21 protein-coding genes are annotated in these 24,012 nt (G+C 70.4%); 12 read left to right on the plus strand and 9 right to left on the minus strand.

Going from position 1 to position 24,012, the window contains the following annotated elements; translation table 11 throughout:
- Window positions 1-60 precede the first annotated feature (60 nt).
- Entirely contained in the window at window positions 61-642 is a 582-nt protein-coding gene (locus ABZS64_RS01690; protein WP_355821933.1) for a TIGR03086 family metal-binding protein, read from the plus strand.
- 214 nt (window positions 643-856) lie between these two features.
- Window positions 857-3,160, plus strand: a complete 2,304-nt coding sequence (locus tag ABZS64_RS01695; RefSeq protein WP_355822098.1) for a molybdopterin-dependent oxidoreductase — start codon at window positions 857-859, stop codon at window positions 3,158-3,160.
- A 7-nt stretch (window positions 3,161-3,167) separates the two neighbouring features.
- Here the strand turns inward: ABZS64_RS01695 and ABZS64_RS01700 are convergent, their stop codons facing one another.
- The 3 genes from ABZS64_RS01700 to ABZS64_RS01710 all read right to left on the minus strand — a co-directional run bounded on the left by ABZS64_RS01700 (window position 3,168) and on the right by ABZS64_RS01710 (window position 4,766).
- Window positions 3,168-3,647: a gamma-glutamylcyclotransferase family protein gene (locus ABZS64_RS01700; RefSeq protein WP_355821935.1), complete on the minus strand. Its 480-nt coding sequence runs from the start codon at window positions 3,645-3,647 to the stop codon at window positions 3,168-3,170.
- Window positions 3,644-3,976 carry a divalent-cation tolerance protein CutA gene (cutA, locus tag ABZS64_RS01705; RefSeq protein ID WP_355821937.1) on the minus strand — a complete coding sequence of 111 codons (333 nt, stop codon included), beginning with the start codon at window positions 3,974-3,976 and terminating at the stop codon, window positions 3,644-3,646. Before cutA ends, ABZS64_RS01700 begins: the two co-directional genes overlap by 4 nt.
- 139 nt (window positions 3,977-4,115) lie before the next feature.
- Window positions 4,116-4,766, minus strand: a complete 651-nt coding sequence (locus ABZS64_RS01710; RefSeq protein ID WP_355821939.1) for an NAD(P)H-dependent oxidoreductase — start codon at window positions 4,764-4,766, stop codon at window positions 4,116-4,118.
- Window positions 4,767-4,845: 79 nt separating this feature from the next.
- Here ABZS64_RS01710 and ABZS64_RS01715 point away from each other — a divergent pair, with 79 nt between their 5' ends.
- The 3 genes from ABZS64_RS01715 to ABZS64_RS01725 all read left to right on the plus strand — a co-directional run bounded on the left by ABZS64_RS01715 (window position 4,846) and on the right by ABZS64_RS01725 (window position 7,155).
- A complete protein-coding gene (locus tag ABZS64_RS01715; RefSeq protein WP_355821941.1) occupies window positions 4,846-5,607 on the plus strand; it encodes an aminotransferase class IV family protein in 762 nt (253 codons plus the stop codon).
- A gap of 317 nt (window positions 5,608-5,924) precedes the next feature.
- On the plus strand, window positions 5,925-6,428 hold the full coding sequence (locus ABZS64_RS01720) for a hypothetical protein (protein ID WP_355821943.1): 504 nt from the start codon (window positions 5,925-5,927) through the stop codon (window positions 6,426-6,428).
- Window positions 6,429-6,519: 91 nt separating this feature from the next.
- Entirely contained in the window at window positions 6,520-7,155 is a 636-nt protein-coding gene (locus ABZS64_RS01725; protein ID WP_355821945.1) for a class F sortase, read from the plus strand.
- Here the strand turns inward: ABZS64_RS01725 and ABZS64_RS01730 are convergent.
- Window positions 7,152-7,937, minus strand: a complete 786-nt coding sequence (locus ABZS64_RS01730; RefSeq protein ID WP_355822100.1) for a TSUP family transporter — start codon at window positions 7,935-7,937, stop codon at window positions 7,152-7,154. The two genes, ABZS64_RS01725 and ABZS64_RS01730, sit on opposite strands and share 4 nt — an antisense overlap.
- Before the next feature lie 472 nt (window positions 7,938-8,409).
- The gene (locus ABZS64_RS01735) at window positions 8,410-9,213 is read right to left on the minus strand and encodes a putative protein N(5)-glutamine methyltransferase (protein WP_355821947.1); all 804 of its coding nucleotides are present in this window, start codon (window positions 9,211-9,213) and stop codon (window positions 8,410-8,412) included.
- A gap of 275 nt (window positions 9,214-9,488) precedes the next feature.
- Between ABZS64_RS01735 and ABZS64_RS01740 the strand changes: the two genes are divergently transcribed.
- The 7 genes from ABZS64_RS01740 (at window position 9,489) to ABZS64_RS01770 (ending at window position 17,614) form a co-directional block, all read left to right on the plus strand.
- Window positions 9,489-10,667, plus strand: a complete 1,179-nt coding sequence (locus ABZS64_RS01740) for an FAD-dependent oxidoreductase (RefSeq protein WP_355821949.1) — start codon at window positions 9,489-9,491, stop codon at window positions 10,665-10,667.
- A 1-nt stretch (window position 10,668) separates the two neighbouring features.
- Complete coding sequence (gene nirB, locus ABZS64_RS01745; RefSeq protein WP_355821951.1) at window positions 10,669-13,266, plus strand: nitrite reductase large subunit NirB; 2,598 nt, start codon at window positions 10,669-10,671, stop codon at window positions 13,264-13,266.
- A complete protein-coding gene (gene nirD, locus ABZS64_RS01750; RefSeq protein WP_355821953.1) occupies window positions 13,263-13,622 on the plus strand; it encodes a nitrite reductase small subunit NirD in 360 nt (119 codons plus the stop codon). Before nirB ends, nirD begins: the two co-directional genes overlap by 4 nt.
- Before the next feature lie 160 nt (window positions 13,623-13,782).
- Window positions 13,783-14,718 carry an oxidoreductase gene (locus ABZS64_RS01755; protein ID WP_355821955.1) on the plus strand — a complete coding sequence of 312 codons (936 nt, stop codon included), beginning with the start codon at window positions 13,783-13,785 and terminating at the stop codon, window positions 14,716-14,718.
- Between the two features lie 141 nt (window positions 14,719-14,859).
- Entirely contained in the window at window positions 14,860-16,116 is a 1,257-nt protein-coding gene (locus ABZS64_RS01760) for a cytochrome P450 (protein ID WP_355821957.1), read from the plus strand.
- Window positions 16,117-16,121: 5 nt separating this feature from the next.
- Window positions 16,122-16,382, plus strand: coding sequence for a ferredoxin (locus ABZS64_RS01765; RefSeq protein WP_355821959.1), 261 nt, complete (start codon window positions 16,122-16,124; stop codon window positions 16,380-16,382).
- 71 nt (window positions 16,383-16,453) lie between these two features.
- A complete protein-coding gene (locus ABZS64_RS01770) occupies window positions 16,454-17,614 on the plus strand; it encodes an alkaline phosphatase PhoX (protein WP_355822102.1) in 1,161 nt (386 codons plus the stop codon).
- Window positions 17,615-17,646: 32 nt separating this feature from the next.
- On the opposite strand, the gene ABZS64_RS01775 is transcribed toward ABZS64_RS01770, so the two are convergent.
- The 4 genes from ABZS64_RS01775 to ABZS64_RS01790 form a co-directional block, all read right to left on the minus strand.
- Entirely contained in the window at window positions 17,647-18,642 is a 996-nt protein-coding gene (locus ABZS64_RS01775; RefSeq protein WP_355821961.1) for a winged helix-turn-helix domain-containing protein, read from the minus strand.
- A gap of 503 nt (window positions 18,643-19,145) precedes the next feature.
- Complete coding sequence (gene ppdK / locus ABZS64_RS01780; protein WP_355821963.1) at window positions 19,146-21,854, minus strand: pyruvate, phosphate dikinase; 2,709 nt, start codon at window positions 21,852-21,854, stop codon at window positions 19,146-19,148.
- A 395-nt stretch (window positions 21,855-22,249) separates the two neighbouring features.
- On the minus strand, window positions 22,250-22,918 hold the full coding sequence (locus tag ABZS64_RS01785) for an HAD family phosphatase (RefSeq protein ID WP_355821965.1): 669 nt from the start codon (window positions 22,916-22,918) through the stop codon (window positions 22,250-22,252).
- Window positions 22,915-24,012: an ABC transporter ATP-binding protein gene (locus tag ABZS64_RS01790; protein ID WP_355821967.1), complete on the minus strand. Its 1,098-nt coding sequence runs from the start codon at window positions 24,010-24,012 to the stop codon at window positions 22,915-22,917. The genes ABZS64_RS01785 and ABZS64_RS01790 overlap by 4 nt, the downstream gene beginning before the upstream one ends.

The raw sequence follows: 24,012 nt of genomic DNA on the forward strand, positions 1-24,012 counted from the left end.
CGCGTACGCACTCGTGCCACAGACTCGCGTCGGCATCCGCATCGCGCGACAGTGAACCGTATGGAAAACGACGTAGCCACCCTGCTCAGCCGTCACGCCGAAGCGCTCGCGCTCTTCACCGACCGCGTGCACGCCGTACGGGCCGATCAGTGGGACGATCCGACGCCCTGCACCGAGTGGTCCGTACGCGATCTCGTCAACCATCTCACCGCGGAACAGCTGTGGGTCCCCGCCCTGGTGACCGACGGACTGGGCTCCGAGGACGTGGGCGACGCCTACGACGGGGATGTCCTCGGCAGGAAACCGAAGACCAGCTGGGACACCGCCGCACGCGCCGCGCGCAAGGCCTTCGCGGCGCCGGGCGCGCTGGAGCAGACCGTACGGCTGTCGTACGGGGAGACCCCGGCCGTTGCGTACTGCGCACAGATGATCACGGACGCCGTCGTGCACGCCTGGGATCTGTCGCGGGCGATCAGCGCGCCGGAACGGCTGCCGGACCTGCTGGTGGGCTTCGCGCTCGACGAGGTCACTCCGTACGCCTCGGAGCTCGTGAAGTCCGGTCTCTTCGCCCCTCCGATCGAGCCGCCGCCGGGCGACAGCCACCAGGCCAGGCTGCTGGCGCTGACGGGCCGCCGGGCGTGAGAAACCCGAGGTGGCAGGGGCCTCACGGGGCGGTCGGGCGCGCGCGGAGCCGGTCGTACCCGGACCGTAATCCGGCGCGGCGGCCCGCGTAACACGGGCGTCGCAACCTGGGCGTATGCCCCACGCCACCAGCCCGACCGCTCCGGCCGCTCCGGCCGGCCCTGCCTCCCCGGTCACGCCGACCCACTGTCCCTACTGCGCCCTGCAGTGCGGCATGAGCCTGCGCGGCGAGGCCGAGGCGGTCGAGATCGTGGAGCGGCCGGACTTCCCCGTGAACCGGGGCGCGCTGTGCGGCAAGGGCCGTACCGCGCCCGCGCTGCTCTCCTCCCGGGTGCGCCTGACCGAGCCCCTGGTCCGTCGCCCCGCCACAGGCAGGCTCGAGCCGGCCACCTGGGAGGAGGCCCTGCGCACGGTCGCGGCCGGACTGCGGCGTACGCGGACGGTGTACGGCCCGGACGCCGTCGGCGTCTTCGGGGGCGGCGGGCTCACCAATGAGAAGGCGTACACGCTCGGGAAGTTCGCGCGGGTCGTGCTTGGCACCTCGCAGATCGACTACAACGGGCGTTTTTGCATGTCGTCGGCCGCGGCCGCGCATCAGCGGGCGTTCGGTCTGGACCGCGGGCTGCCGTTCCCGCTGGAGGACATTCCGCGGACCGGGTGCGTGATCCTGGTCGGCTCGAACATCGCCGAGACGATGCCGCCGGCGCTGCGCTATCTGACGGAGCTGCGGGAGAACGGCGGCACGTTGATCGTCGTCGACCCTCGCCGTACGCGGACGGCGGAACAGGCCGACCTGCACCTCGCGCCCCGGCCCGGGACGGACCTGGCGCTCGCGCTGGGGCTGCTGCATGTGGCGGTGGCCGAGGGGCTTACGGACGAGGCGTTCATCGCGGACCGTACGAGCGGCTGGGAGGAGGCCAGGGCGGCGGCGATGGCGCACTGGCCCGAGCTGGTCGAGCGGATCACAGGCGTGGGCGTTCCCCAACTGCGTGATGCGGTACGGATGTTCTGCGACGCGGAGTCCGGGATGGTGCTGACGGCACGCGGGCCCGAACAGCAGTCCAAGGGCACGGACACGGTCAGCGCCTGGATCAACCTCTGCCTGGCGACGGGCCGGGCGGGGCGGCCGCTGTCCGGCTACGGCTGTCTGACCGGCCAGGGCAACGGGCAGGGCGGCCGCGAACACGGCCAGAAGGCCGACCAGTTGCCGGGCTACCGCAAGCTGAACGACCCGGCCGCGCGGGCGCATGTGGCCCGGGTGTGGGGCGTGGAGCCGGAGACGCTGCCGGGCCCTGGCCGCAGCGCCTACGAACTCCTCGACGCGCTCGGCGGCGACGTGAAGTCGCTCCTGCTGATGGGCTCGAACCCGGTGGTCTCCGCGCCGCGCGCCGCGCATGTGGAGGAGCGGCTGCGGTCGCTGGACTTCCTGGCGGTCGCGGACGTGGTGCTGTCGGAGACGGCGGCGCTGGCGGACGTGGTGCTGCCGGTCACCCAGTGGGCGGAGGAGACGGGCACGACGACCAACCTGGAGGGCAGGGTCCTGCTACGGCGCCGGGCGGTGTCCCCGCCGCCAGGAGTACGGAGCGACCTGGAGGTGCTGGGCGGCCTGGCGTCCCTGCTGGGCCACGAGAAGGGCTTCCCGTCGTCCCCGGAGGAGGTCTTCGAGGAACTCCGCAGGGCTTCGGCGGGCGGCCCGGCGGACTACTCGGGCATCACGTACCGGAGGATCGCGGAGGAAAACGGCGTCTTCTGGCCGTGCCCGGCCACGGGCCCGGACGCGGCTGCCGAGCCGGACGCCCGCCGCCGGACGACGCCCGGTGAAGCCGACACGGAGGCCGGTGGCCACCCGGGGACAGCTGCCGCGTCGGCGGCGGACGACGGGCCGGAGGCCCTCGGTCACGACGCGACCGGGCCCGGCGACAAGCCGACCGCCGGTAACGCGCTAGTCGCGCACCCCGGACGCGCTGACGCGGACGCCGAACGGGACGCGGAACGGGGCCCGGCCCCGAACGCGGGCGCGGCCCCCGAACCGGACGCGTCGCCCCACCCCGGTACTCCCCGGCTCTTTCTCGATCGGTTTGCCACTCCCGACGGGCGCGCCCGGTTCATCGCCGTCGCGCATCGTGCCGCCGCCGAGGAGACCGATGAGGCGTATCCCGTACTGCTCACCACCGGACGCGTCGTGGCGCAGTATCAGTCCGGGGCGCAGACCCGGCGGGTCGACGAGCTCAATGCCGCCGCCCCCGGGCCCTTCGTCGAGCTGCATCCGCTGCTCGCCGAGCGGCTCGGGGCCGTCGAGGGCGAGCCGCTCGCCGTCGTGTCGCGGCGCGGGCGGGCCGTCGGGGCCGCGCGGATCACCACGGGGATTCGCGCCGACACCGTCTTCATGCCGTTCCACTGGTACGGCGAGGGCCGGGTCAACTCGGTGACGAATCCGGCCCTCGACCCGACCTCGCGGATGCCCGAGTTCAAGGTGTGCGCGGTTCGGGTGGAGCGCGTCCCGGCGCAGGAGGGGTAACGCGGGCTCACCCCCGCAGGCGGCCAGTCCAGTCACCGCCCGGGATCGGCGTGCCCGTCGCCCGCAGCTCTCGCGCCACGCCCGGCGCCGCGACGTACACCCACGCCCGTACCGCCGTGCCGTCCGGGAGCAGGACATTCCGGGCCAACCGCTCGTACAGATTGCGCGAGTGGCCCGGCGCCACGTACTCCTCCAGCCGGTCGAGTACGGCGAGCAGTTCCCCGTACTCCCCCGGCGCCGCCGTCACCACCTCGCCCGCGACCGTGCCCGCACCGGGTTCGAGAAGGGCGTACGGAAAGCCGGGGCCCTCGTACAGCACCGCGTCCGCGAGCAGCGCGGGCTCCTCCGCCTCAGTGCGGCCGTGCAGGAACAGATCGTGGTTGGCCTCGCCCGGACGCAGCGTGCCGTAGACGAAGAACGGAAGCTCCTCCCGGAGGCCACCGACATCCCTGAAGTCCCCGGCGTCCCCGAAGCCCGGAACTGTCACGGCGCCACGGTCTCCGCGTCGATCCACGCCAGATACGCCGCACCGCCGCCCACCACCGGCGTCGCGATGATCTCCGGCGTCTCGTAGTCGTGCGCCGCGATCAGATGCGCCTCCAGCGCCGGATAGCAGGCCTCGGTCGTCTTGAAGAGGACCTGCCACTCCTCCGCGGTCTCGATCGCGTTCTTCCAGTGGAAGACGGAGGTGACGGGCGCCGAGATCTGCGCGCACGCCGCCAGCCTCGCCTCCACCACCCCACGCGCCAGCCGCGCCGCCTTCTCCGCACTGTCGGTCGTGGTCAGCACGGTGAGTACGGTCAGTGCCTGGGCCACTGACAATCTCCTTCGGGTCACAAGGGCGGGGTCCCTTACCGGTCGGTCAGGCCACCGTACGCACCGCCGTTGCCCAACGTCCCGGTATCCGTGGTGCACCCTTCCCGGCGTCGCTGCGCCCCCCCGCCGCGACCGCCCCTCAACCGCCGTACGGATGCGTCGACTTGGCCGTCCGCAACGCGTTCCCCCACCACGCGAGCTGGTCGAGCATCGCTTTGGCCGCCGCGTCGCAGGCCGTGGGGTCCTTGTGCCGCCCCTCGCCGTCGAAGTGCGTGGCCGCGTTGTGGAACGAGACCGTGTCGCGCACGGTGACGGCATGCATCTCGGCGAAGACCTGGCGCAGCTGCTCGACGGCCCGCAGACCGCCGGAGATTCCGCCGTACGAGACGAAGCCGACGGGCTTGGCCTGCCACTGCGTGAAGTGCCAGTCGATGAGGCTCTTGAGCGAGGCGGGGAACGAGTGGTTGTACTCGGGTGTGAGAACGACAAAGGCATCGGCGGCGGACAGCTTTGGCGAGACCTTCGCGAGCGCGGCCCGCGCGCCGGGGCCGGGTTGGTACGAGAGGGCGGTGGGCAGCTCCGCCTCGGCGAGATCGATCAGGTCGACGCTGAAGTCGTCGCGCCCGGCGGTGCGGGAGAGGAACCAGTCGGCGATGACGGGACCGAAGCGGCCCTCGCGGTTGCTGGAGAGGATGACGGCAAGCTTGAGCGGTGCGCCGTTTTCGAACGTGGCACCGTTTGCGGACGTGGCGTTTTCGGACGTGGTGTTTTCAGGCGTTGTGAGGTCCATGAGGAAGAGACTCGTACCTCAAGTTTGATTGAGGTCAAGCCGCCGAAGACACCCATACGCACCCGCATACGGTGGGCGCATGATGCACATAGAGATCAACGGCACCGCCGCCACCGCGGACGCGCTGCGGATGCCCGCGCTCAACAGCTACGGCCACTTCACCGCAATGCAGGTCAGGGACGGCAAGGTCCGCGGCCTCGACCTCCATCTCGGCCGCCTCGACGCCTCGACGCGGGAGCTGTTCGGCCGGGGTCTGGACGGCGCGCGGGTGCGGGAGCACATCCGGCACGCGCTCGCCGCGGCCGGGGTGCACGACGCCTCCGTACGGGTCTATGTCTACCGGCCCGACAGCGACGAGCCGGCCACGCTGATGGTCACCGTACGGCCGCCGCAGTCCATGGCGCAGGAGCCGAAGCGCCTGATGTCCGTGCCGTACGTCCGCGACTTTCCGCACATCAAGCATCTGGGCGGCTTCGGCCAGAACCACTTTCTGGGGGTGGCGGACCGCGCAGGTTTCGACGAGGCGCTGCTGGTCGCGCCCGACGGTCTGGTGACGGAGGGCGCGATCACCAACATCGCCTTCTGGGACGGGACTTCGCTGGTCTGGCCCGACGCGCCCTCACTGCTGGGGATGACGATGGCGCTGCTCGAGCCACGGCTGCCGTCGGTCCGGCGCCGGGTGACGCTCCCGGATCTGCCCGCCTACCGGGCGGCGATCGTCACCAATTCGCAGGGCTTCGCGCCGGTGGGACGGATCGACGAGGTGGAGTACGCGGTGGACGCGGAGCTGATGAAGCAGGTGACGGCGGCGTACGACGCGGTGGAGTGGGACCTGATCTGACGGGACCTGACGCGGAAAGGGACCCGATCCGCCGGGCACGACGCGAAGGAGACCCGATCCGCCGGGCCCGTCGCGGAGTGGCATCTGATCCGGCGGCCCGGCGCGGCCTCGCGCGGTGGCCGCGTCACCCGTTCAGCGCGCCCCGTCATCTGATTCCCCGTCACCCCCGATGACCTGCGACAACCCCTCCCGTCCAGCGCGACACGCCGAGCGGGGCGGACGAATCTGATAACCCATCAGCAGGCGTGGCCGGCGGCCTGCGCCTTACCTCAGAGAGGAGACGACCCCGCACCACCGCGCTTCCTCGGAGGATCGCCATGCGCACCACCGCCCGCCTGCTGGCCAGTACCGCGCTGGCCGCCGCCACGATAGGTCTCGGCGCCCACGTGGCGTACGCCGGGGACTTCGCGCTGGAAGTCTTCCCGTCGACCGCCACGCCGGGCGCCGTCATCACCGTGAACACCACCGCCTGCGGCCCCCACGGTCATGGTGTCGGCGACGCGCGCTCGCTCGGCGCCGGTGAGTTCCAGCTGTCGCCGGGCACGCACAAGGAGGTCGTGGTCGGTCGGTTCACGATCCCCGAGCACACCCGGACGGGGACGTACGTCATCACAGTGAGCTGCAAGAACGGCAGGCAGGCCACCGGCGACCTGACCGTACTGCACCACAATCAGCCGAGCGGCCATGTGAATACCGGCGTCGGAGGCAGCGTGGGCCCCGACACCAACCAGATCGCGGCGGGCGTGGCCATTCTGGCCGCGGCCGCCGTCGGCGGGACCGTGCTCCTGCGCCGCCGGGCGAGCGGCGCGCAGGGCAGCTGACGGGGCGGTTTCCACCGTCCCTCGTACCGCCGTGTCCCCGCTCCCGACAGGCCCCGAGCCTGCCGGGAGCGGGCGAGATTCCGGAGGACCGATGAGCGCCAAGGGCAAGGGCTGGGTCGTGACCGTCGCCGTGTGCGCCGGCCTGTGGCTGGTCCAGAACGGCTCCGGCGATGTGACCCCGCCGGTCCCCTCCGCCGCGGAGGCCTTCGCGGCCGGTCCCGGGTACCACACGGACGCGGCCGCGGACCCGCTGCCGCCGTCCGCGCCCCTGCGCCTGCGCATACCCGAGATACGCGTCGACGCCCCGGTCATGCTTCTGGGCCTCGCCAAGGACGGCAGCCTGGAGGTGCCCCCGGCGGCCAACCGCAACCTCGTGGGCTGGTGGCGGGACGGCACTTCCCCGGGCGCGAAAGGAACGGCGATCGTCGCCGGGCACGTCGACAACGCGCGGGGTCCGTCGGTCTTCTACAGCCTGGGCGCCCTGAAGAAGGGCCATCGGATCGACGTGACCCGTAAGGACGGCCGTACTGCGGTCTTCACGATCGACGCGATCGAGGTGTACGACGCGGGCTCCTTCCCTGACGAGAAGGTGTACGGGCCCAGGGACCGGGCCGAGCTGCGGGTGATCACCTGCGGGGGCGGCTTCACGAAGAAGACCGGCTACAAGGGCAATGTGGTGGCCTTTGCGCATCTGATCGGGGTGCGCGAGCCGAAGGCGGCGACCTAGGCCGTCCACTGGTCGAAGGCGAGCTTCGCGACCAGCGAGAAGACCACGACGAGCAGCACTCCGCGGACGAACTCGCTGCCCTTGCGCAGTGCCATCCGGGCCCCGAACATGCCGCCCGCCAGGTTGAACACCGCCATCAGCGCGGCCAGTTGCCACATGACTGTGCCCTGGTAGGCGAACATCGCCAGGGCCCCGCCGTTGGTGCAGATGTTGACGATCTTGGCGGTGGCGGATGCGGTCACCAGGTCGAGATGGAGGACAGCGGTGAGCGCGAGCACCAGGAAGGTGCCGGTGCCGGGCCCGACAAGGCCGTCGTAGAAGCCGATCCCGCCGCCGACGAGCACGATCGCGGCGATCGTACGGGTGCGGCTCACGGTCCGCCGCTCGGCCTCGGTGGCGGTGCCGAAAGTGGGGCGCAGCATCACAAAGGCGGCCACGCCCAGCAGCACCACCATGATCACGGGCCGCAGTACGTCGCTGCTGATTCCGGCCGCGAAGAACGCGCCGCCCATCGATCCCGCGAGTGCGGCGAGCCCGATCCGTACCGCCGTCTTCACCTGGACCGGGGCCTTGCGCACAAAGGTGATCGCGGCGCCCGAAGTGCCGACGATGGCCACGGCCTTGTTCGTGCCGAGGATCTGCGCGGTCTGGATGTGCGGCAGGCCGAGCAGCATGGCGGGCAGGAGCAGCAGCCCTCCGCCGCCGACCACCGCGTCGATCCATCCGGCCGCCGCGGCGGCGAGGCAGAGGAAAACGAGCGTGGTCAGCGATATGTCGGGCATGGTCGCGACCCTACGGACGCGATGGGTGTGGCGTCCATCAATCCCGGGAGAGTTGAGCGACGTCTGAGGCTCCCGCGGCGCGTGAGCGGTGACGAGTACGCCGTACCCGGCGAGCAGACCGGTGAGATGGGCGGCGGTCGCGAAGCGCGCGTCGAGCCGCGCCGACGGCTCCACCTGGGCGCCCCAGAGTCCGACGACGCCCGCGGCGCCGCCGCCGGTCGCCGCCTTCAGACCGTGCGGCGAAAGGCGCGGGGGCGGCACGGGTTCCGGCACGCGGGTGCGTGCCGGAACCCGTTCCTTCGGCTGCTGCGTCGCCGGATACGCCGCGAGCGCCGGGTAGTCGGCAAGCCGGGAACTGTCAGTGGCCTCGATCGTCACGCGGCGGGACCAGAGGCCCCTGACGGCGAAAAGAGGCTGGTCAGAGGCGTATCCGTGATCCTTAAGGTCCTCTTGAGGATCGGCTGACCGCAGATTAGGTCGAGGGCCCGGCGGGCCTCGTTCCGATCACGACAGTGGCGTACAACTCCTCGGAAACGGCCACCTTCGTGATCAGCCCGCTGCCGGTGAAGGCCTCGACGGCGAGCTGCGCCTGACGCTCGCTCGTCTCCACCAGCAGCGAGCCGCCCGGCGCGAGCCACCGCGGCGCCCCGGCCGCAACCCTCCGCAGGACGTCGAGCCCGTCGGCGCCGCCGTCGAGCGCCACCAGCGGCTCGTGTTCGCGTGCCTCCGAGGGCAGCAGGCCCACCTCTTCGGTCGGTACATAGGGCACATTGGCGGCCAGCACCTCGATCCGGCCACGCAGCGCGGCGGGCAGCGGCTCGAAAAGATCGCCCTCGTACACCTGGCCTCCGGCGGCACCGATATTGCGCCGGGCGCACCGCACGGCGGCCGGATCGACGTCCGCCGCGTACAGCTCGGCCTGCCCCAGCGCCTCGGCCAGTGCGACACCAACCGCGCCGGAGCCGCAGCACAGGTCGACGACGACGGCTCCGGGACGGGCGAGGGCGGCGGCCTGCCGGACGAGGAACTCGGTGCGGCGGCGCGGTACGAAGACATCGGGGTCCACGGCGACCCGCAGGCCGCAGAACTCGGCCCAGCCGAGGACGTGTTCCAGGGGCAGTCCGGCAACGCGCCGGTCCACCATGGCGGCGAGACCGGACGGAGTGCGTGCCGTGGAGACGATCAGTTCCGCCTCGTCCTCGGCGAAGACACAGCCTGCGGCGCGGAGCCTGGTGACGATGGCGGACGAAGTCAGAGATGACGGAGAAACCGACATGAGAGCCTTTCGGGAAACCGAAGGGCACCCTCGGGGGCGGTCACCTATGCCGGATGAACCGCAGGACCCTGAGATGAGAGCACCCAGCCTGCTACAGCGGTAATGGGTCTCACCTCCTCGGTAGGTCCACGTGGTGTGGAGACGGCAACCCTACATGAGCTGCCGGACCCCGGCGGGGCCCCTCACACCACGGCCGGGCCCACGCTGAGCGCAGCGTTCCTCTCGGGAAACAGACGAGGACCTGCCGGGTAACACCGGCACCGCAGGCTGCGGACATGGCATCAGACACCGTCGTGATCGGCAGCGGAACGGCAGGCGCGCGACTCGCGCGGCAGCTCGTCACCGGCGGTGTGCCCGTGACCGTCCTCGGTGAGGAGCCGCACGCCCCCTACAACCGCCTTCTCCTCGCGGAAGTGCTCGCCGGGCGCTACGGCCCCGAGGTGATCACCCTGCCCGCCGTGCCGGTACGCCGCGGCGTGCGGGCGAGCGCCATCGACCGGGACCGGCGGCTTGTGCACTGCGAGGACGGCACGTCGGTGGCGTACGACCGGCTCGTCCTCGCGACCGGCTCGAACCCCGTCCTTCCGCCGCTGCGCGGGATCGGCCAGGGGCTCCCCGACGGGGTGCATCCCTTCCGTACGCTCGACGACTGCGTGGCCCTGTCCGCCGCCGTACGTCCCGGGATCCGCGCGGTCGTGGTCGGCGGCGGACTGCTCGGCGTGTCCGCGGCCCGGGCGCTCGCCGAACGCGGCGCCAAGGTGGTGCTGGCCCAGCAGGGCGAGCACCTCATGGAGCGCCAGCTGGACATCTCTGCTTCGCAGTTGCTGCGCGTCCACCTCGAAGCCATGGGCGTGGAGATCCACACGGAGTGCCGGGTGCGCGGACTGCGCGGCACGAACGTCGAGCTCGCCGACGGATACGTACTCGACGCCGAGCTCGTCGTCCTCGCCTGCGGCGTGCGCCCCCGGGTGGGGCTCGCCCATGCCGCCGGGCTCGACGTGCGGACCGGCATCGTCGTCGACGACGAACTGCGCACCTCCGACCCGTACATCCACGCCGTCGGCGACTGCGCCGAGCACGAGGGACGGGTGTACGGACTCGCTGGTCCGGCCCTGGAACAGGCCGATGTACTGGCAGCCGTGCTCGCCGGGGAACCCGCCCGCTACACGGGCACCCGCGCGCTGACCCGGCTGACCCTCAGCGGGCAGGGCCCGCTCGATCTCGCCGCGTTCGGCGATCCGACCCCGCGCCCCGGGGACGACGTCGTCCAGCTCGCCGACGCCACCCGCGGCGCCTACCGCAAGGTCGTCGTCCGCGGGGACCGGCTCGTCGGCGGGGTACTGCTCGGGGATCTCGCCGCGGTCGGCGCGCTCGCCCGGGCCTGGGAGGGCGACGAAGCCCTGCCGGAGACCGTGCCCCTGCTCCACCTGCTCACCAATGATGGAGGCCTCTGACATGCCCGCTATGACCACCCCCACGACTCCCACGATCGTGGTCGTCGGCCATGGCATGGTCGGCCAGCGTTTCCTGGAGGCCCTCGCCGAGCGCGGCGTGGCCGGGCGGGCGCGGATCGTCGTGCTGTGCGAGGAGCCCCGCGCCGCCTACGACCGCGTTCAGCTGACCTCGTACTTCTCCGGCCGTACTCCCGACGAACTCTCCCTCGTCGAGGACGACTTCATGCAGCGGCACGACATCGAGCTGCATCTCGACGACCCGGCCGTGACGATCGACAGGGAGGCGCGGACGGTCACCTCGCGCGCCGGCCGCACCTTCACGTACGACACGCTCGTCCTCGCCACCGGCTCGTACCCCTTCGTACCGCCCGTGCCCGGCAAGGACAGCGAGGGCTGCTTCGTCTACCGCACCATCGAGGACCTCCTCGCGATCGAGGAGTACGCCAAGAACTGCACGACCGGCACCGTGGTCGGCGGCGGGCTGCTGGGCCTCGAGGCGGCCGGGGCCCTCAAGGGGCTGGGGCTCGCCACGCACATCGTCGAGTTCAATCCGCGGCTGATGTCCCTGCAGGTGGACGAGGGGGGCGGCGCCGCGCTGCGCCGCACCGTCGAGAGGATGGGCCTGGTCGTCCACACCGGCGTCGGCGGGAAGGAGATCACGGCGGGTGAGGACGGCGCGGTGACCGCGATGGCGCTGTCGGACGGCTCGTCCATCGACACCGACCTGGTCATCTTCTCGGCGGGTGTACGGCCCAGGGACCAGCTCGCGCGTGAGAGCGGGCTCGCCGTCGGCGAGCGCGGCGGCATCGTGGTCGACGAGCAGTGCCGTACATCGGATCCGTCCGTGTTCGCGATCGGCGAGTGCGCGCTGGCGTCGGACGGCCGGGTGTACGGGCTGGTCGCGCCCGGCTACGAGATGGCCGAGACGGCAGCCGCCGCGCTTGAGGGTGAGGTCAAGGCGTTCACCGGCGCGGACTTGTCCACCAAGCTCAAGCTCCTCGGCGTCGATGTGGCCTCGTTCGGCGACGCGCACGGTGCGGCGGACGGCTGCCTGGACGTCGTGTACTCCGACTCCCGCTCCGGGATCTACAAGAAGCTGGTCATCGGCAGCGAGGGCGAGCTGCTGGGCGGCGTACTGGTCGGTGACGCCGACGCGTACGGCATGCTGCGCCCGCTCACCGGCTCCGTCCCGCCGGTCTCGCCCGAACAGCTCGTGCTGCCCGCGGGGATCGGCGCGCCGGCCGCGCTCGGGCCGTCCTCGCTGCCCGACGACGCGGTCATCTGCTCCTGCCACAACGTCACCAAGGGCACCATCCGTGGCGCGGTCACCGAGCACTCCTGCACGACCGTGCCCGAGGTGAAGAAGTGCACCAAGGCCGGTACGGGCTGCGGCAGTTGCGTCAAGGTGCTCGGCCAGCTGGTCAACGCCGAGCTGGAGGCCTCGGGCGTCGAGGTCGACAAGGGCCTGTGCGCCTGCTTCGGCCAGACCCGGCAGGAGCTGTACGAGATCGTGCGGGCGCTGCGCATCACCTCGTACCAGAAGCTCCTCGACGCCCACGGGCGCGAGACGGCCCGCGGCGGCAACGGCTGTGAGATCTGCAAGCCCGCGGTCGGCTCGATCATCGCCTCACTGGCACCGACGATCGGCGCGGACGGCTATGTGCTTCAGGGCGAGCAGGCAGCGCTGCAGGACACCAACGACCATTTCCTCGCCAATATGCAGAAGAACGGCTCGTACTCGATCGTGCCGCGTATCCCCGGCGGTGAGATCACCCCCGAGAAGCTGATCGTGATCGGCGAGGTGGCCCGCGACTTCGGGCTCTACACCAAGATCACGGGCGGCCAGCGGATCGACATGTTCGGTGCGCGCGTCGATCAACTCCCGCTGATCTGGGCGCGGTTGGTGGACGCGGGCTTCGAGTCGGGGCATGCATACGGCAAGGCTCTGCGCACCGTGAAGTCCTGCGTGGGACAGACCTGGTGCCGTTACGGAGTGCAGGACTCGGTCCGCATGGCCATCGATCTGGAGCTGCGCTACCGGGGCCTGCGCTCCCCGCACAAGCTGAAGTCCGCGGTCTCCGGCTGCCAGCGCGAGTGCGCCGAGGCCCAGAGCAAGGACTTCGGTGTCATCGCCACGGCCAACGGCTGGAATCTGTACGTGGGCGGCAACGGCGGCGCGACGCCGCGCCACGCGGATCTGCTCGCCCAGGATCTCTCCGACGCCGAACTGATCCGCCTCATCGACCGGTTCCTGATGTTCTACATCCGCACCGCCGACCGTCTCGAGCGCACCTCGACCTGGCTTGAGCGGATCGAGGGCGGCCTCGATCACATACGGGACGTGGTGGTCCATGACGCGCTGGGCATCTGCGCGGAGTTGGAGGCGCTTATGGCGGACCATGTCGCGAACTACCGCGACGAGTGGTCGGAAACCATCAACGACCCGGAGCGGCTGCGCCGTTTCGTCTCCTTCGTCAACGCACCCGACGTCCCGGACCCGACGGTGAAGTTCGTGCCCGAGCGCGACCAGGTCAAGCCCGACCTGCCGCTGCTGTCCATCCGTCCGCTGGAAGCCCTGGAAGGTACCGCCGCCCGATGACGATCGCCCCCGAGAAGCCTCGGAACACATTGACGCAGGTCCAGCTCCGCGTGGGCCAGGAGTGGTTCGCTCTCTGCGCGCTGTCCCTGCTGACGCCCGGCCGCGGTGCCGCGGCCCTCCTGCCGGACGGCACCCAGGCCGCGGTCTTCGTGGACCGTGAGGGCACTGCCTACGCCATCGACAACCGGGACCCCTTCACCGGTGCCCAGGTCCTCTCCCGCGGCCTGGTCGGCTCGGCCGCCGACGGCCCCTTCGTCGCCTCGCCGCTGCTCAAGCAGCGCTTCGACCTCCGGTCCGGCCGCTGCCTGGACGACGACTCGGTGTCGGTGACGGCGTACGAAGTACGGGTGGGGTGAGCGGCACCGATCCGCGGTGCTCTGCCCGGCATCCACCGGCGCTGACATCCGCTGACGCCGGAGCGGTCGTGGGATCAGATCTGGTCGTCGACAGTGGCTCCCCGGCCTGATCGTTCATAGGCTGAACCCAACATAGGTTTCCCTATTGAGGAGTTCAGCCATGTCGGGCTGGAACGCGAGCGACATACCGGACCAGGACGGCCGTACCGCCGTGGTCACCGGGGCCAACAGCGGTCTCGGGCTCATCACGGCCCGGGAGCTGGCCCGCCGCGGCGCGCGCGTGATTCTCGCGTGCCGCAGCGAGGCCCGCGGCAAGGAGGCCGAGACCCATATCGCCGGCCGGGTGCCGGGCGCGAAGGTGGAGTTCAGCCCGCTGGACCTGGCGGACCTCTCCTCGGTACGGGAGTTCGCGGCACGCTATCCGTACGGCAGCCTCGATCTGCTCATCAACAACGCAGGCGTGATGGCCCTTCCGTACGGGAAGACGGCCGACGGCTTCGAGACGCAGTTCGGCGTCAACCACCTCGGGCACTTCGCGCTCACCGGGCTGCTGCTGCCGAAGCTCCTGAACACCACCGGCTCGCGTGTGGTGAGCCTGTCCAGCTTCATGCACGCCATGGCCGGCATCGACACGGGCGATCTCAACAGCGAGCGCCGCTACAGCCGTTGGACCGCCTACTCGCGCTCCAAGACGGCGAACCTCCTCTTTGTGCACGAACTGGCCAGGCGGCTCGATGCGGCGGGCTCCGAAGTCGTCGCGGCGGCCGCCCATCCCGGCTACTCGGACACCAACCTCCAGACCGCGAGCGCGCGGATGGAGGGCAAGAAGGCGACCGAGCAGTTCATGGCGGTCGGCAACCGGCTCTTCGCGCAGTCCGCCGAGTCGGGCGCGCTGCCGACGCTGTACGCGGCCACAGCGCCGGGGGTGAAGCCCGATTCCTTCACCGGGCCGAGGCTGCTGGGCTGGCGCGGTGCGCCGGCGCCGTCGTGGCGGCTGAAGTGGTCGATGAACGATGCGACGGGCGAGCGGCTGTGGGCCGCGTCCGAGCAGCTCACCGGAGTGACGTACGAGGGCCTCACGTCCCTCACGTCCTGAGACCACATCCGGCGGGGATGAGAAGGAGCCACCGAGCCTGCTTCAGGTTTGGGCTATTTGGCCGAACTGTGCATGGACCACTAGATGCCCGGGGCATCTAATGGTGATCGGCAAGGCGGACTCTTCGCTCGCGAGGTCACCATGACAGAACCCATCGCCACAGCACCCATCGCCACAGAAGCCGCGGAACCCGACACCACAGATCCCGGCAGCGCACCCCCGATCCCGTTCCCGCAGGACCGCAGCTGTCCCTACCACCCGCCCACCCCCTACGCCCCGTTACGCGACGCGCGCCCGCTCTCCCGGGTCTCGCTCTACAACGGCCGCTCCGTGTGGGTCGTCACCGGTCACGCCGCCGCGCGTGCGCTGCTGGCCGACCCGCGGCTCTCCACCGACCGCGGCAACGACGGCTTCCCGATGCCCACGGAGCGCTTCGCCTCGCTCACCAACCGCCGCGTGGCGCTCCTCGGCGTCGACGATCCCGAGCACAACACCCAGCGGCGGATGCTGATCCCCAGCTTCACCCTCAAACGCGCGACCGCGCTGCGGCCGCAGATCCAGCAGACCGTGGACCGGCTGCTCGACGCGATGATCGAGCAGGGGCCGCCCGCCGAGCTGGTGAGCGCCTTCGCACTGCCGGTGCCGTCAATGGTGATCTGCGCCCTGCTGGGTGTCCCGTACGCCGACCACGCCTTCTTTGAGGAGCAGTCGCGCAGGCTGCTGCGCGGACCCTCCGCCGCGGAGACGGAGGACGCGCGCGACCGGCTGAACGACTACTTCGGCACCCTGATCGACCGCAAGCGCAAGGACCCGGGCGACGGGCTGCTCGACGAACTCATCCAGCAGCAGCTCGCCGAAGGGGCCATGGACCGGGACGAGTTGATCAGCCTGGCCACGGTCCTGCTGGTCGCGGGCCACGAGACCACGGCGAACATGATCTCGCTGGGTACGTTCACCCTGCTCCAGCACCCGGACCAGCTGACCGAACTGCGCGCCGAGGACTCCCTGATGCCCACCGCCGTGGAGGAGTTGCTGCGGTTCCTGTCGATCGCCGACGGGATGCTGCGGGTGGCGACCGACGATATCGAGCTGGCCGGAACGACCATCCGGGCCGCCGACGGCGTTGTCTTCTCCACCTCGCTCATCAACCGGGACACCACCGCGTATCCGGAGCCCGACGCGCTCGACTGGCATCGCTCACCGCGCCACCATGTCGCGTTCGGCTACGGCATCCACCAGTGCCTGGGACAGAACCTGGCCCGCGCGGAGATGGAGATCGCGCTGCGTACGCTCTTCGACCGGCTGCCCGGACTACGGCTCGCGGCACCCGCCGGCGACATCCCTTTCAAACCCGGCGACACGATCCAGGGGATGCTCGAACTCCCCGTGGCCTGGTAGCGGCCATGGGAACCGGCACCGGTATCGGCATCGACAAGGACAGGTGCATCGGCGCGGGGCAGTGCGCGCTGACCGCGCCGGAGGTGTTCACCCAGGACGACGACGGACTCAGCGAAGTACTGCCGGGCCGCGAGGACGGCGGCGGCAGTCCGCTCGTACGGGAGGCGGCCCGGGCCTGTCCGGTGGGAGCCATCACGGTCAGCGCTCGGCGAGTTGACCGCTGTACGTCACCAGGCGTTGACGTGCTGTCAATTCGGCACTCCTAGGTTCCGGTACCGCGCGACCCCGGGGCGTCGACCGGCGCCCCGGGGCGGTCACCACCTTCCCTGGAGTGACAGTGGAACGTCGCAATTTCCTGCGCGGAGCAGTCATCGGCACGTCCGCCGCCGCCTTCGGCGGCACCCTGATGCGGGGCGCCGCCTATGCCGCCCCGGCCCAGCCGGGCCCCGGGCCCTACGGAGCTCTCGGCACGGCGGACGCCAACGGCATTCAGCTGCCCAGCGGGTTCACCAGCAGGGTGATCGCCCGGTCCGGCCAGAACGTCGGCTCGACCTCGTACGCCTGGCACAACGCCCCTGACGGCGGCGCCTGCTTCGCTGACGGCTCGGGCTGGATCTATGTCTCCAACTCGGAGATCAACCCCTCCGGCGGCGCGAGCGCGGTGAAGCTCTCATCGGCCGGCGCGATCACCGGTGCATACAGAATCCTCTCGGGCACCCGCCAGAACTGCGCGGGCGGCAAGACGCCCTGGAACACCTGGCTCTCGTGCGAGGAGGTCAGCCTCGGATACGTCTACGAGACCGACCCGTACGGCGTGAACGCGGCCGTACGCCGCGACGCGATGGGCAAGTTCAAGCACGAGGCCGCGGCCGCCGACCCGGTGCGCCATGTTGTCTACCTGACCGAGGACGAGACCAACGGCTGTCTCTACCGGTTCATCCCCACCACCTGGGGCAACCTCGCCTCCGGCACCCTCCAGGTGCTCGTCGCGGGCTCCGGCACCTCCGGCTCCTTCAGCTGGCAGAACGTGCCGGACCCGGACGGCTCGCCGACCACGACGCGCACCCAGGTCTCCGGCGCCAAGCACTTCAACGGCGGCGAGGGCTGCCACTACGCCAATGACACCGTCTGGTTCACCACCAAGGGCGACAACCGGGTCTGGCAGCTCAACCTCGCGAGCAGCACGTACGAACTGGCCTACGACGACTCGCTGGTGGTCGGCGGCGGCGCCCCCCTGACCGGCGTGGACAACGTCACCGGCTCGTCCTCCGGCGATCTCTTCGTGGCCGAGGACGGCGGCAACATGGAGATCTGCATCATCACGCCCGACGACGTGGTCGCGGTGTTCCTGCGGATCACCGGCCAGTCCTCGTCCGAGATCACCGGACCGGCCTTCTCCCCCGACGGCACGCGGCTCTACTTCTCCAGCCAGCGCGGTACGAGCGGCTCCTCGTCCGGCGGCATCACGTACGAGGTGACGGGCCCCTTCCGGGCCTAGGCCCTGTCCGTCCGCGGTCCGGCGCGCGGTCTCTAGCCCGCGGCCTCCGCTGTGGCGCCGCCCCTCAGCAGGGCGGCGCCCAGCGGGGTGACGGTGTGCAGAACGGCGTTGCCGTGGCGCAGGGTCACCACCAGGCCCGCCTCGCGCAGAACCGCCGCGTGCTGGCTTGCGGAGGCCAGCGACACCCCTGCCCTGCGGGCGAGTTCACTGGTCGTACAGCCGTAGCGGATGGCCTGTAGGACGACCGAGCGGGTGTGGCCGACGAGCCGGCCGAGCGAGGGCTGGTCACCCGGCTCGCCGAAGGTCGGTGCGCAGCTGTGGACGGCGGGGTAGACGAGCACCGGCGGGAGCTCGGCGTCGCGGTAGACCACTGGGGTGCCGCGGCAGAAGAACGAGGGCTGGAGCAGCAACCCCCTCCCGTCCAGATGCAGTTCGCGCGTCACGGGATAGTCGGCCTCCAGGACCGGTGCACGCCAGCGCAGCACCGGCGGCAGTGAGGCGAGCAGTTCTCCGGCGCCGCCGTCCAGCAGCGCGCGGCCGCGCACCGCGCGGTCCGCCTCGACCGTGGCCTGGATGTGCGGCCAGTACGGTTCGATGGCGGCCCGGTGGTAGCTGCGCAGCGCGCCGACAAGACGGGCGAGCGCCTCGGGTCTGCCCTCGGCGAGGGCGGCGAGCCGACCGGGCAGCACGGGCCCGGCAGGCTGTCCCGCGGCCGTCAGGGCGAGTTCGGAGTGCATCCGTCCCGGCGGGGTGGCCCGCAGGGCTTCGAGCCCCGCCTCCAGGCCGCAGCCGCCCTCCGGGGGCGTCAGAAAGTCCGGGAAATAGCCCCGGGGCGGAACCAGTGCGGCAAGCAGCCGTGTTTCACCATTCAACCGGACCCGGGTTTCCGAGCGCCATTCGCCGAACATGAGGGCGCGTCGCCGCTCCCTCAATCGATGAAAACTGAGAATGGTTTCCCACAGAACATCCGGTCTTGCCGCCATCCGGACTCTGGCTAGGTCATCCCCAGTGAAATGGATACGAAGCACCGAACCCCCACCTGTTGCATCCGCAATCGCCCCCACCACTGAGTATGCATCTAATCACAGGACGTTACCACGGTGTTTCAGCCACAGTTGAAACGCCTCGCGAGGGACGGGTGCCAACCGAAAGGCTGTACGACGTCGGGCAGGAAATCTTCTGTCTCCGATGGACGTGGCGAAGACCGTGGGGGGCTTTGCACGTCCGGCGGCGGGCGACAGAGGGTTGCGGCTCCCTGTCCGGCACGGGTAATGGAGCGCGGCCTGCGGATGGGGATCCGCAGGCCGCGCTCCGCCCGTTGTTTGCGCAGTAAATGGCAGAAATTCGTTTCCCGGTAACGGTCCGGAATTCAACAGGGACTTTACGAAAACCGTGAAAAAAGCGGAAGAGGCGGGCGCCCCGCACAAGGCGCCCGCCTCTTCCATCTGTGTTCCGGAGCCACCACCGGGTCGGTGAGGGCCGGGATCTCCCGGGGGCGAGCCCCCAGAAGACCGATGACGGCTCCGGCGCCCTATCGGGAGTCGCTGCCCTTCGACTCGGCCGCCGCGCGGCCGGCCTCCAGGCGCGCCACCGGGATCCGGAAGGGCGAGCAGGACACGTAGTCCAGACCCACCTCGTGGAAGAAGTGCACCGACTCCGGGTCGCCGCCGTGCTCACCGCACACGCCCAGCTTCAGGTCGGGCCGGGTGGCCCGGCCCGCCTCTACCGCGCTGCGCACGAGCGAGCCGACGCCGTCCCTGTCGATCGTCTCGAACGGGGAGACCCCGAAGATGCCCTTCTCCAGGTATGCGGTGAAGAAGCTCGCCTCGACGTCGTCGCGGGAGAAGCCCCACACGGTCTGGGTGAGGTCGTTCGTACCGAAGGAGAAGAACTGCGCGGCCTCGGCGATCTGACCTGCGGTCAGCGCGGCACGCGGCAGCTCGATCATCGTGCCGATGGTCAGCTTGAGGTTCGTGCCGGTCGCGGCCTCCACCTCGGCGATGACCTGGTCGGCCTCCTCGCGGACGATCTCCAGCTCCTGGACGGTGCCCACCAGCGGGATCATGATCTCCGGGCGCGGGTCGCCCTTGGCGTTCTTGCGCTCGGCAGCCGCCTCCGCGATCGCCTGTACCTGCATGGCGAACAGACCGGGGATGACCAGGCCGAGGCGTACACCGCGCAGACCCAGCATCGGGTTCTGCTCGTGCAGCTTGTGCACGGCCTGGAGCAGGCGCAGGTCGTTCTCGTTGGCGTCCTTGCGGGACTCGGCGAGGGCGACACGTACCGACAGCTCGGTGATGTCCGGCAGGAACTCGTGCAGCGGCGGGTCGAGCAGCCGGACGGTGACGGGCAGTCCGTCCATCGCCTCGAAGAGCTCGACGAAGTCCTTCTTCTGCAGCGGCAGCAGGGCGCCCAGCGCATGCTCGCGCTCGTCGTCGGTGTCGGCGAGGATCAGCCGCTCGACCATCTCGCGGCGCTCACCGAGGAACATGTGCTCCGTGCGGCACAGGCCGATGCCCTGCGCGCCGAACCGCCGTGCGCGCAGCGCGTCCTCGGCGTTGTCGGCGTTCGCCCGTACACGAAGGCGGCGTACTCGGTCCGCGTAGGCCATGATCCGGTGCACGGCGGCGACCAGCTCGTCGGCGTCGTCGGCGCCCGCGTGCATCCGGCCCTCGAAGTACTCGACGACCGGGGACGGGACGACCGGCACCTCGCCGAGGTACACCTTGCCGGTGGAGCCGTCGATGGAGACGACGTCGCCCTCCTCGATGACCGTGCCGTTCACCGTCATCCGGCGCCGCTTCGTGTCGACCTCGAGGTCCTCGGCACCGCAGACACAGGTCTTGCCCATGCCGCGGGCGACGACGGCGGCGTGCGAGGTCTTGCCGCCGCGGCTGGTGAGAATGCCCTCGGCGGCGATCATTCCGTCGAGGTCGTCGGGGTTGGTCTCACGGCGGATGAGGATGACCTTCTCGCCGGAGCGCGACCACTTGACCGCGGTGTACGAGTCGAAGACGGCCTTGCCGACGGCCGCACCCGGGGAGGCCGCGATACCGCGGCCGAGCAGGTCCGCCTTCGCGTGCTCGTCGAAGCGCGGGAACATCAGCTGCGCCAGCTGCGCGCCGTTGACGCGCTGCAGTGCCTCGGCCTCGTCGATCAGGCCCTGGTCCACGAGCTGGGTGGCGATACGGAAGGCCGCACCGGCGGTCCGCTTGCCGACCCGGGTCTGCAGCATCCACAGCTGACCGCGCTCGATGGTGAACTCGATGTCGCACAGGTCCTTGTAGTGCGTTTCGAGGGTTTCCATGATCTGCATCAGCTGGTCGTACGACTTCTTGTCGATCGTCTCCAGCTCGGCGAGCGGCACGGTGTTGCGGATACCCGCGACGACGTCCTCGCCCTGCGCGTTCTGCAGGTAGTCGCCGTACACGCCCTGGTGGCCGCTGGCGGGGTCACGGGTGAAGGCGACGCCGGTGCCCGAGTCGGGGCCGAGGTTGCCGAAGACCATGGAGCAGATGTTGACGGCCGTGCCGAGGTCGCCGGGGATCCGCTCCTGGCGGCGGTAGAGCTTGGCGCGGTCGGTGTTCCAGGACTCGAAGACCGAGCGGATCGCGAGATCCATCTGCTCGCGCGGGTCCTGCGGGAAGTCGCGGCCCGCCTCGGCCTTGACGATCTTCTTGAACTTCGTGACCAGCTTCTTGAGGTCGGCCGCGTCGAGGTCGGTGTCGACCGTGACCTTCTTGGCCGCCTTGGCCGCGTCGAGGGCGTCCTCGAAGAGCTCGCCTTCCACGCCCAGCACGGTCTTGCCGAACATCTGGATGAGTCGGCGGTACGAGTCCCACGCGAAGCGCTCGTCCCCGGCCTGCTTCACGAGGCCGGCCACCGACGTGTCGGAGAGGCCGATGTTGAGGACGGTGTCCATCATGCCGGGCATGGAGAACTTCGCACCCGAACGTACTGATACGAGCAGGGGGTCGTCGGCCTGGCCGAGCTTCTTGCCCATCGACTGCTCAAGGGCGTCGAGGTGCGCGCTGACCTCGTCGCGGAGCTCCGCAGGCTCCTTGCCGCTCTCGAGGTAGACCTTGCACGCCTCGGTGGTGATCGTGAAGCCCGGAGGGACGGGCAACCCGAGGTTGGTCATCTCGGCGAGGTTCGCGCCCTTGCCGCCGAGCAGGTCTTTGAGATCCCTGTTGCCCTCGGTGAAGTCGTAGACGAACTTCTGATCTTTGTTTTCCGACACGGGTCTCGACTCCTCGAGGACTCGGTGGCTGCCCTGACGGCGAGGAACATACCCAGATCGAAGGCGTCTGGGTACGTCCACTTGCCCGTCATACGGCTGTAACCACTCGTCCGCCACCAGATCGAAAGTGACTAGCGAGTAGAACAGCGTTCACCCCCCGAAGAGGACTTGACTCAAAGCAGACCTTCACTGCTCGAATGAGCGCCTACTGGTGCGATTGAGTTCAAGACTTGAACGCGCGAAGTGTGGCACCCAGTGCCACACTTCGGGAAGTGGATCCATTCAGAATCGCTCATCTGAGCGGACCCCTTATCAGGGGTGGCGAGAATCACGCGGCCGAAGCGCCTTGCATCCCATCATCCGGACCCGTGTCCCGGGCCGCAACACACCGGCTCTCAGGACGAAACACACCGGCTGAGCAGGGCGAGATCCACGTCCTCCAGGCTCTCGGCGAATACCCGGCCGGGCGATGCGGGCACGGGCAGCAGCGACGGCACCACCAGCACCGGGCATCCCGCGGCCTGTGCCGACGCGCTTCCGTCCGGCGAGTCCTCCACCGCCACACAGGCCCCGGGAGCGGCCCCGAACCTCTCGGCGGCCGCCCGGTACGGATCGGGATGCGGCTTCGTCCGTACGGTGTCGTCGGCCGAGAGCGTGAAGGAGAACGGCACATCGGCCAGCGCACCGGAGACCACCGAGTCAACGACGATCCGCGGTGAGGCGCTGACCAGGGCAAACGGCACCTGACGCCGTTCCAGTTCGGCCAGCAGCCGCGATGCGCCGGGTTGCAGAGGTGCCCCGGCTTCGACCCGGGCATAAAAGGACGCCGTCAGCGCCGCCGCCACCGATGTGGCACTGAGGGCCACCTCGTCCGCGGCGCCGCCGATCCGTATCAGATGAGCGGCCGTGTCCTCGACGGCCCGGCCGACGACCTCCGGAGCGTCCGCGTCGGACAGCCGGTGACCGAGCGAGGCCGCGACCTCCGCGGTCGCCTCCCACCACAGCACCTCGGTGTCGACGAGCGTGCCGTCCATGTCGAAGAGGACGGCGGCAGGCACGTTCACCGGGCCGCCGGGACGACGAGGACGGGCCGCTCCGTCAGACCGACCACCGCGCGTCCGCCGGGAGTCAGCGCGCCGGCGTCCCGCGAGGGCAGATCGGCCTTGACCGAGCCGCCGTCCGGCAGATCGAGCAGCACCCTTGTGACCGAGCCGAGGAAGGATGCCGAGACGACGGTGGCGTCGCCGTCCGGGTCGGCTGCGACGGTGACGTTCTCGGGGCGTACGAGCACCTCGACGTCCCCCTGAGGCGCGTCGCCGTCCACGGGCAGCCTGCTGCCCGCCACGTCGACGAGTCCGTCGTCCGTCATCCGGCCGGGCAGCCGGTTCATCGTCCCGACGAACTCGGCGACGAACGCCGTCGCCGGGCGCTCGTACAGCTCGGCGGGGGCCGCGCACTGCTCAAGCTTTCCGGCGTTCAGGACGGCGACCCGGTCCGCCATGGACAGGGCCTCCTCCTGGTCGTGTGTCACGAAGATCGTGGTGATGCCGAGGGAGAACTGGAGGCGCCGGATCTCCTCACGCAGGCTGAGCCTCACCTTGGCGTCCAGCGCGGACAGCGGCTCGTCCAGGAGCAGCACGCGCGGCTGAAGCGCCAGGGCGCGGGCCAGGGCGACGCGCTGCTGCTGGCCGCCGGACATCTGGTGGGGGTAGCGGTCCCCGTGCTCGGGCAGGCCGACCAGAGCGAGGAGTTCGGCGGCGCGGGCGTTGCGCTTCGCGGCCGGCACCTTGCGTACGCGCAGGCCGAAGGCGACATTGTCGCGGGCGCTGAGGTTGGGGAAGAGGCTGTACGACTGGAAGACCATGCCCGCGTCCCTGCGGTTGGCCGGAACGCGCGTGATGTCCTCGCCGTCGACCAGGACCTCGCCCGCGTCGGGGTTCTCGAAGCCCGCGACGACGCGCAGGGCGGTGGTCTTTCCGCAGCCCGAGGGGCCGAGCAGGGCGATCAGCTCGCCGGGCTCCACGGTCAGGTCGAGCCCGTCCAAGGCGACGGTGGAGCCGAAGGCCCGGCGCAGACCGCGGAATTCAACGCGGGCGCCGGTGGTGGCGGACGCCTCGGTCGCTTCGCTCGCCTCGGAGGCGACGGTTGTTGCTGGCAT

Source organism: Streptomyces sp. NPDC005408 (assembly GCF_040606445.1).
Classification (GTDB): domain Bacteria; phylum Actinomycetota; class Actinomycetes; order Streptomycetales; family Streptomycetaceae; genus Streptomyces.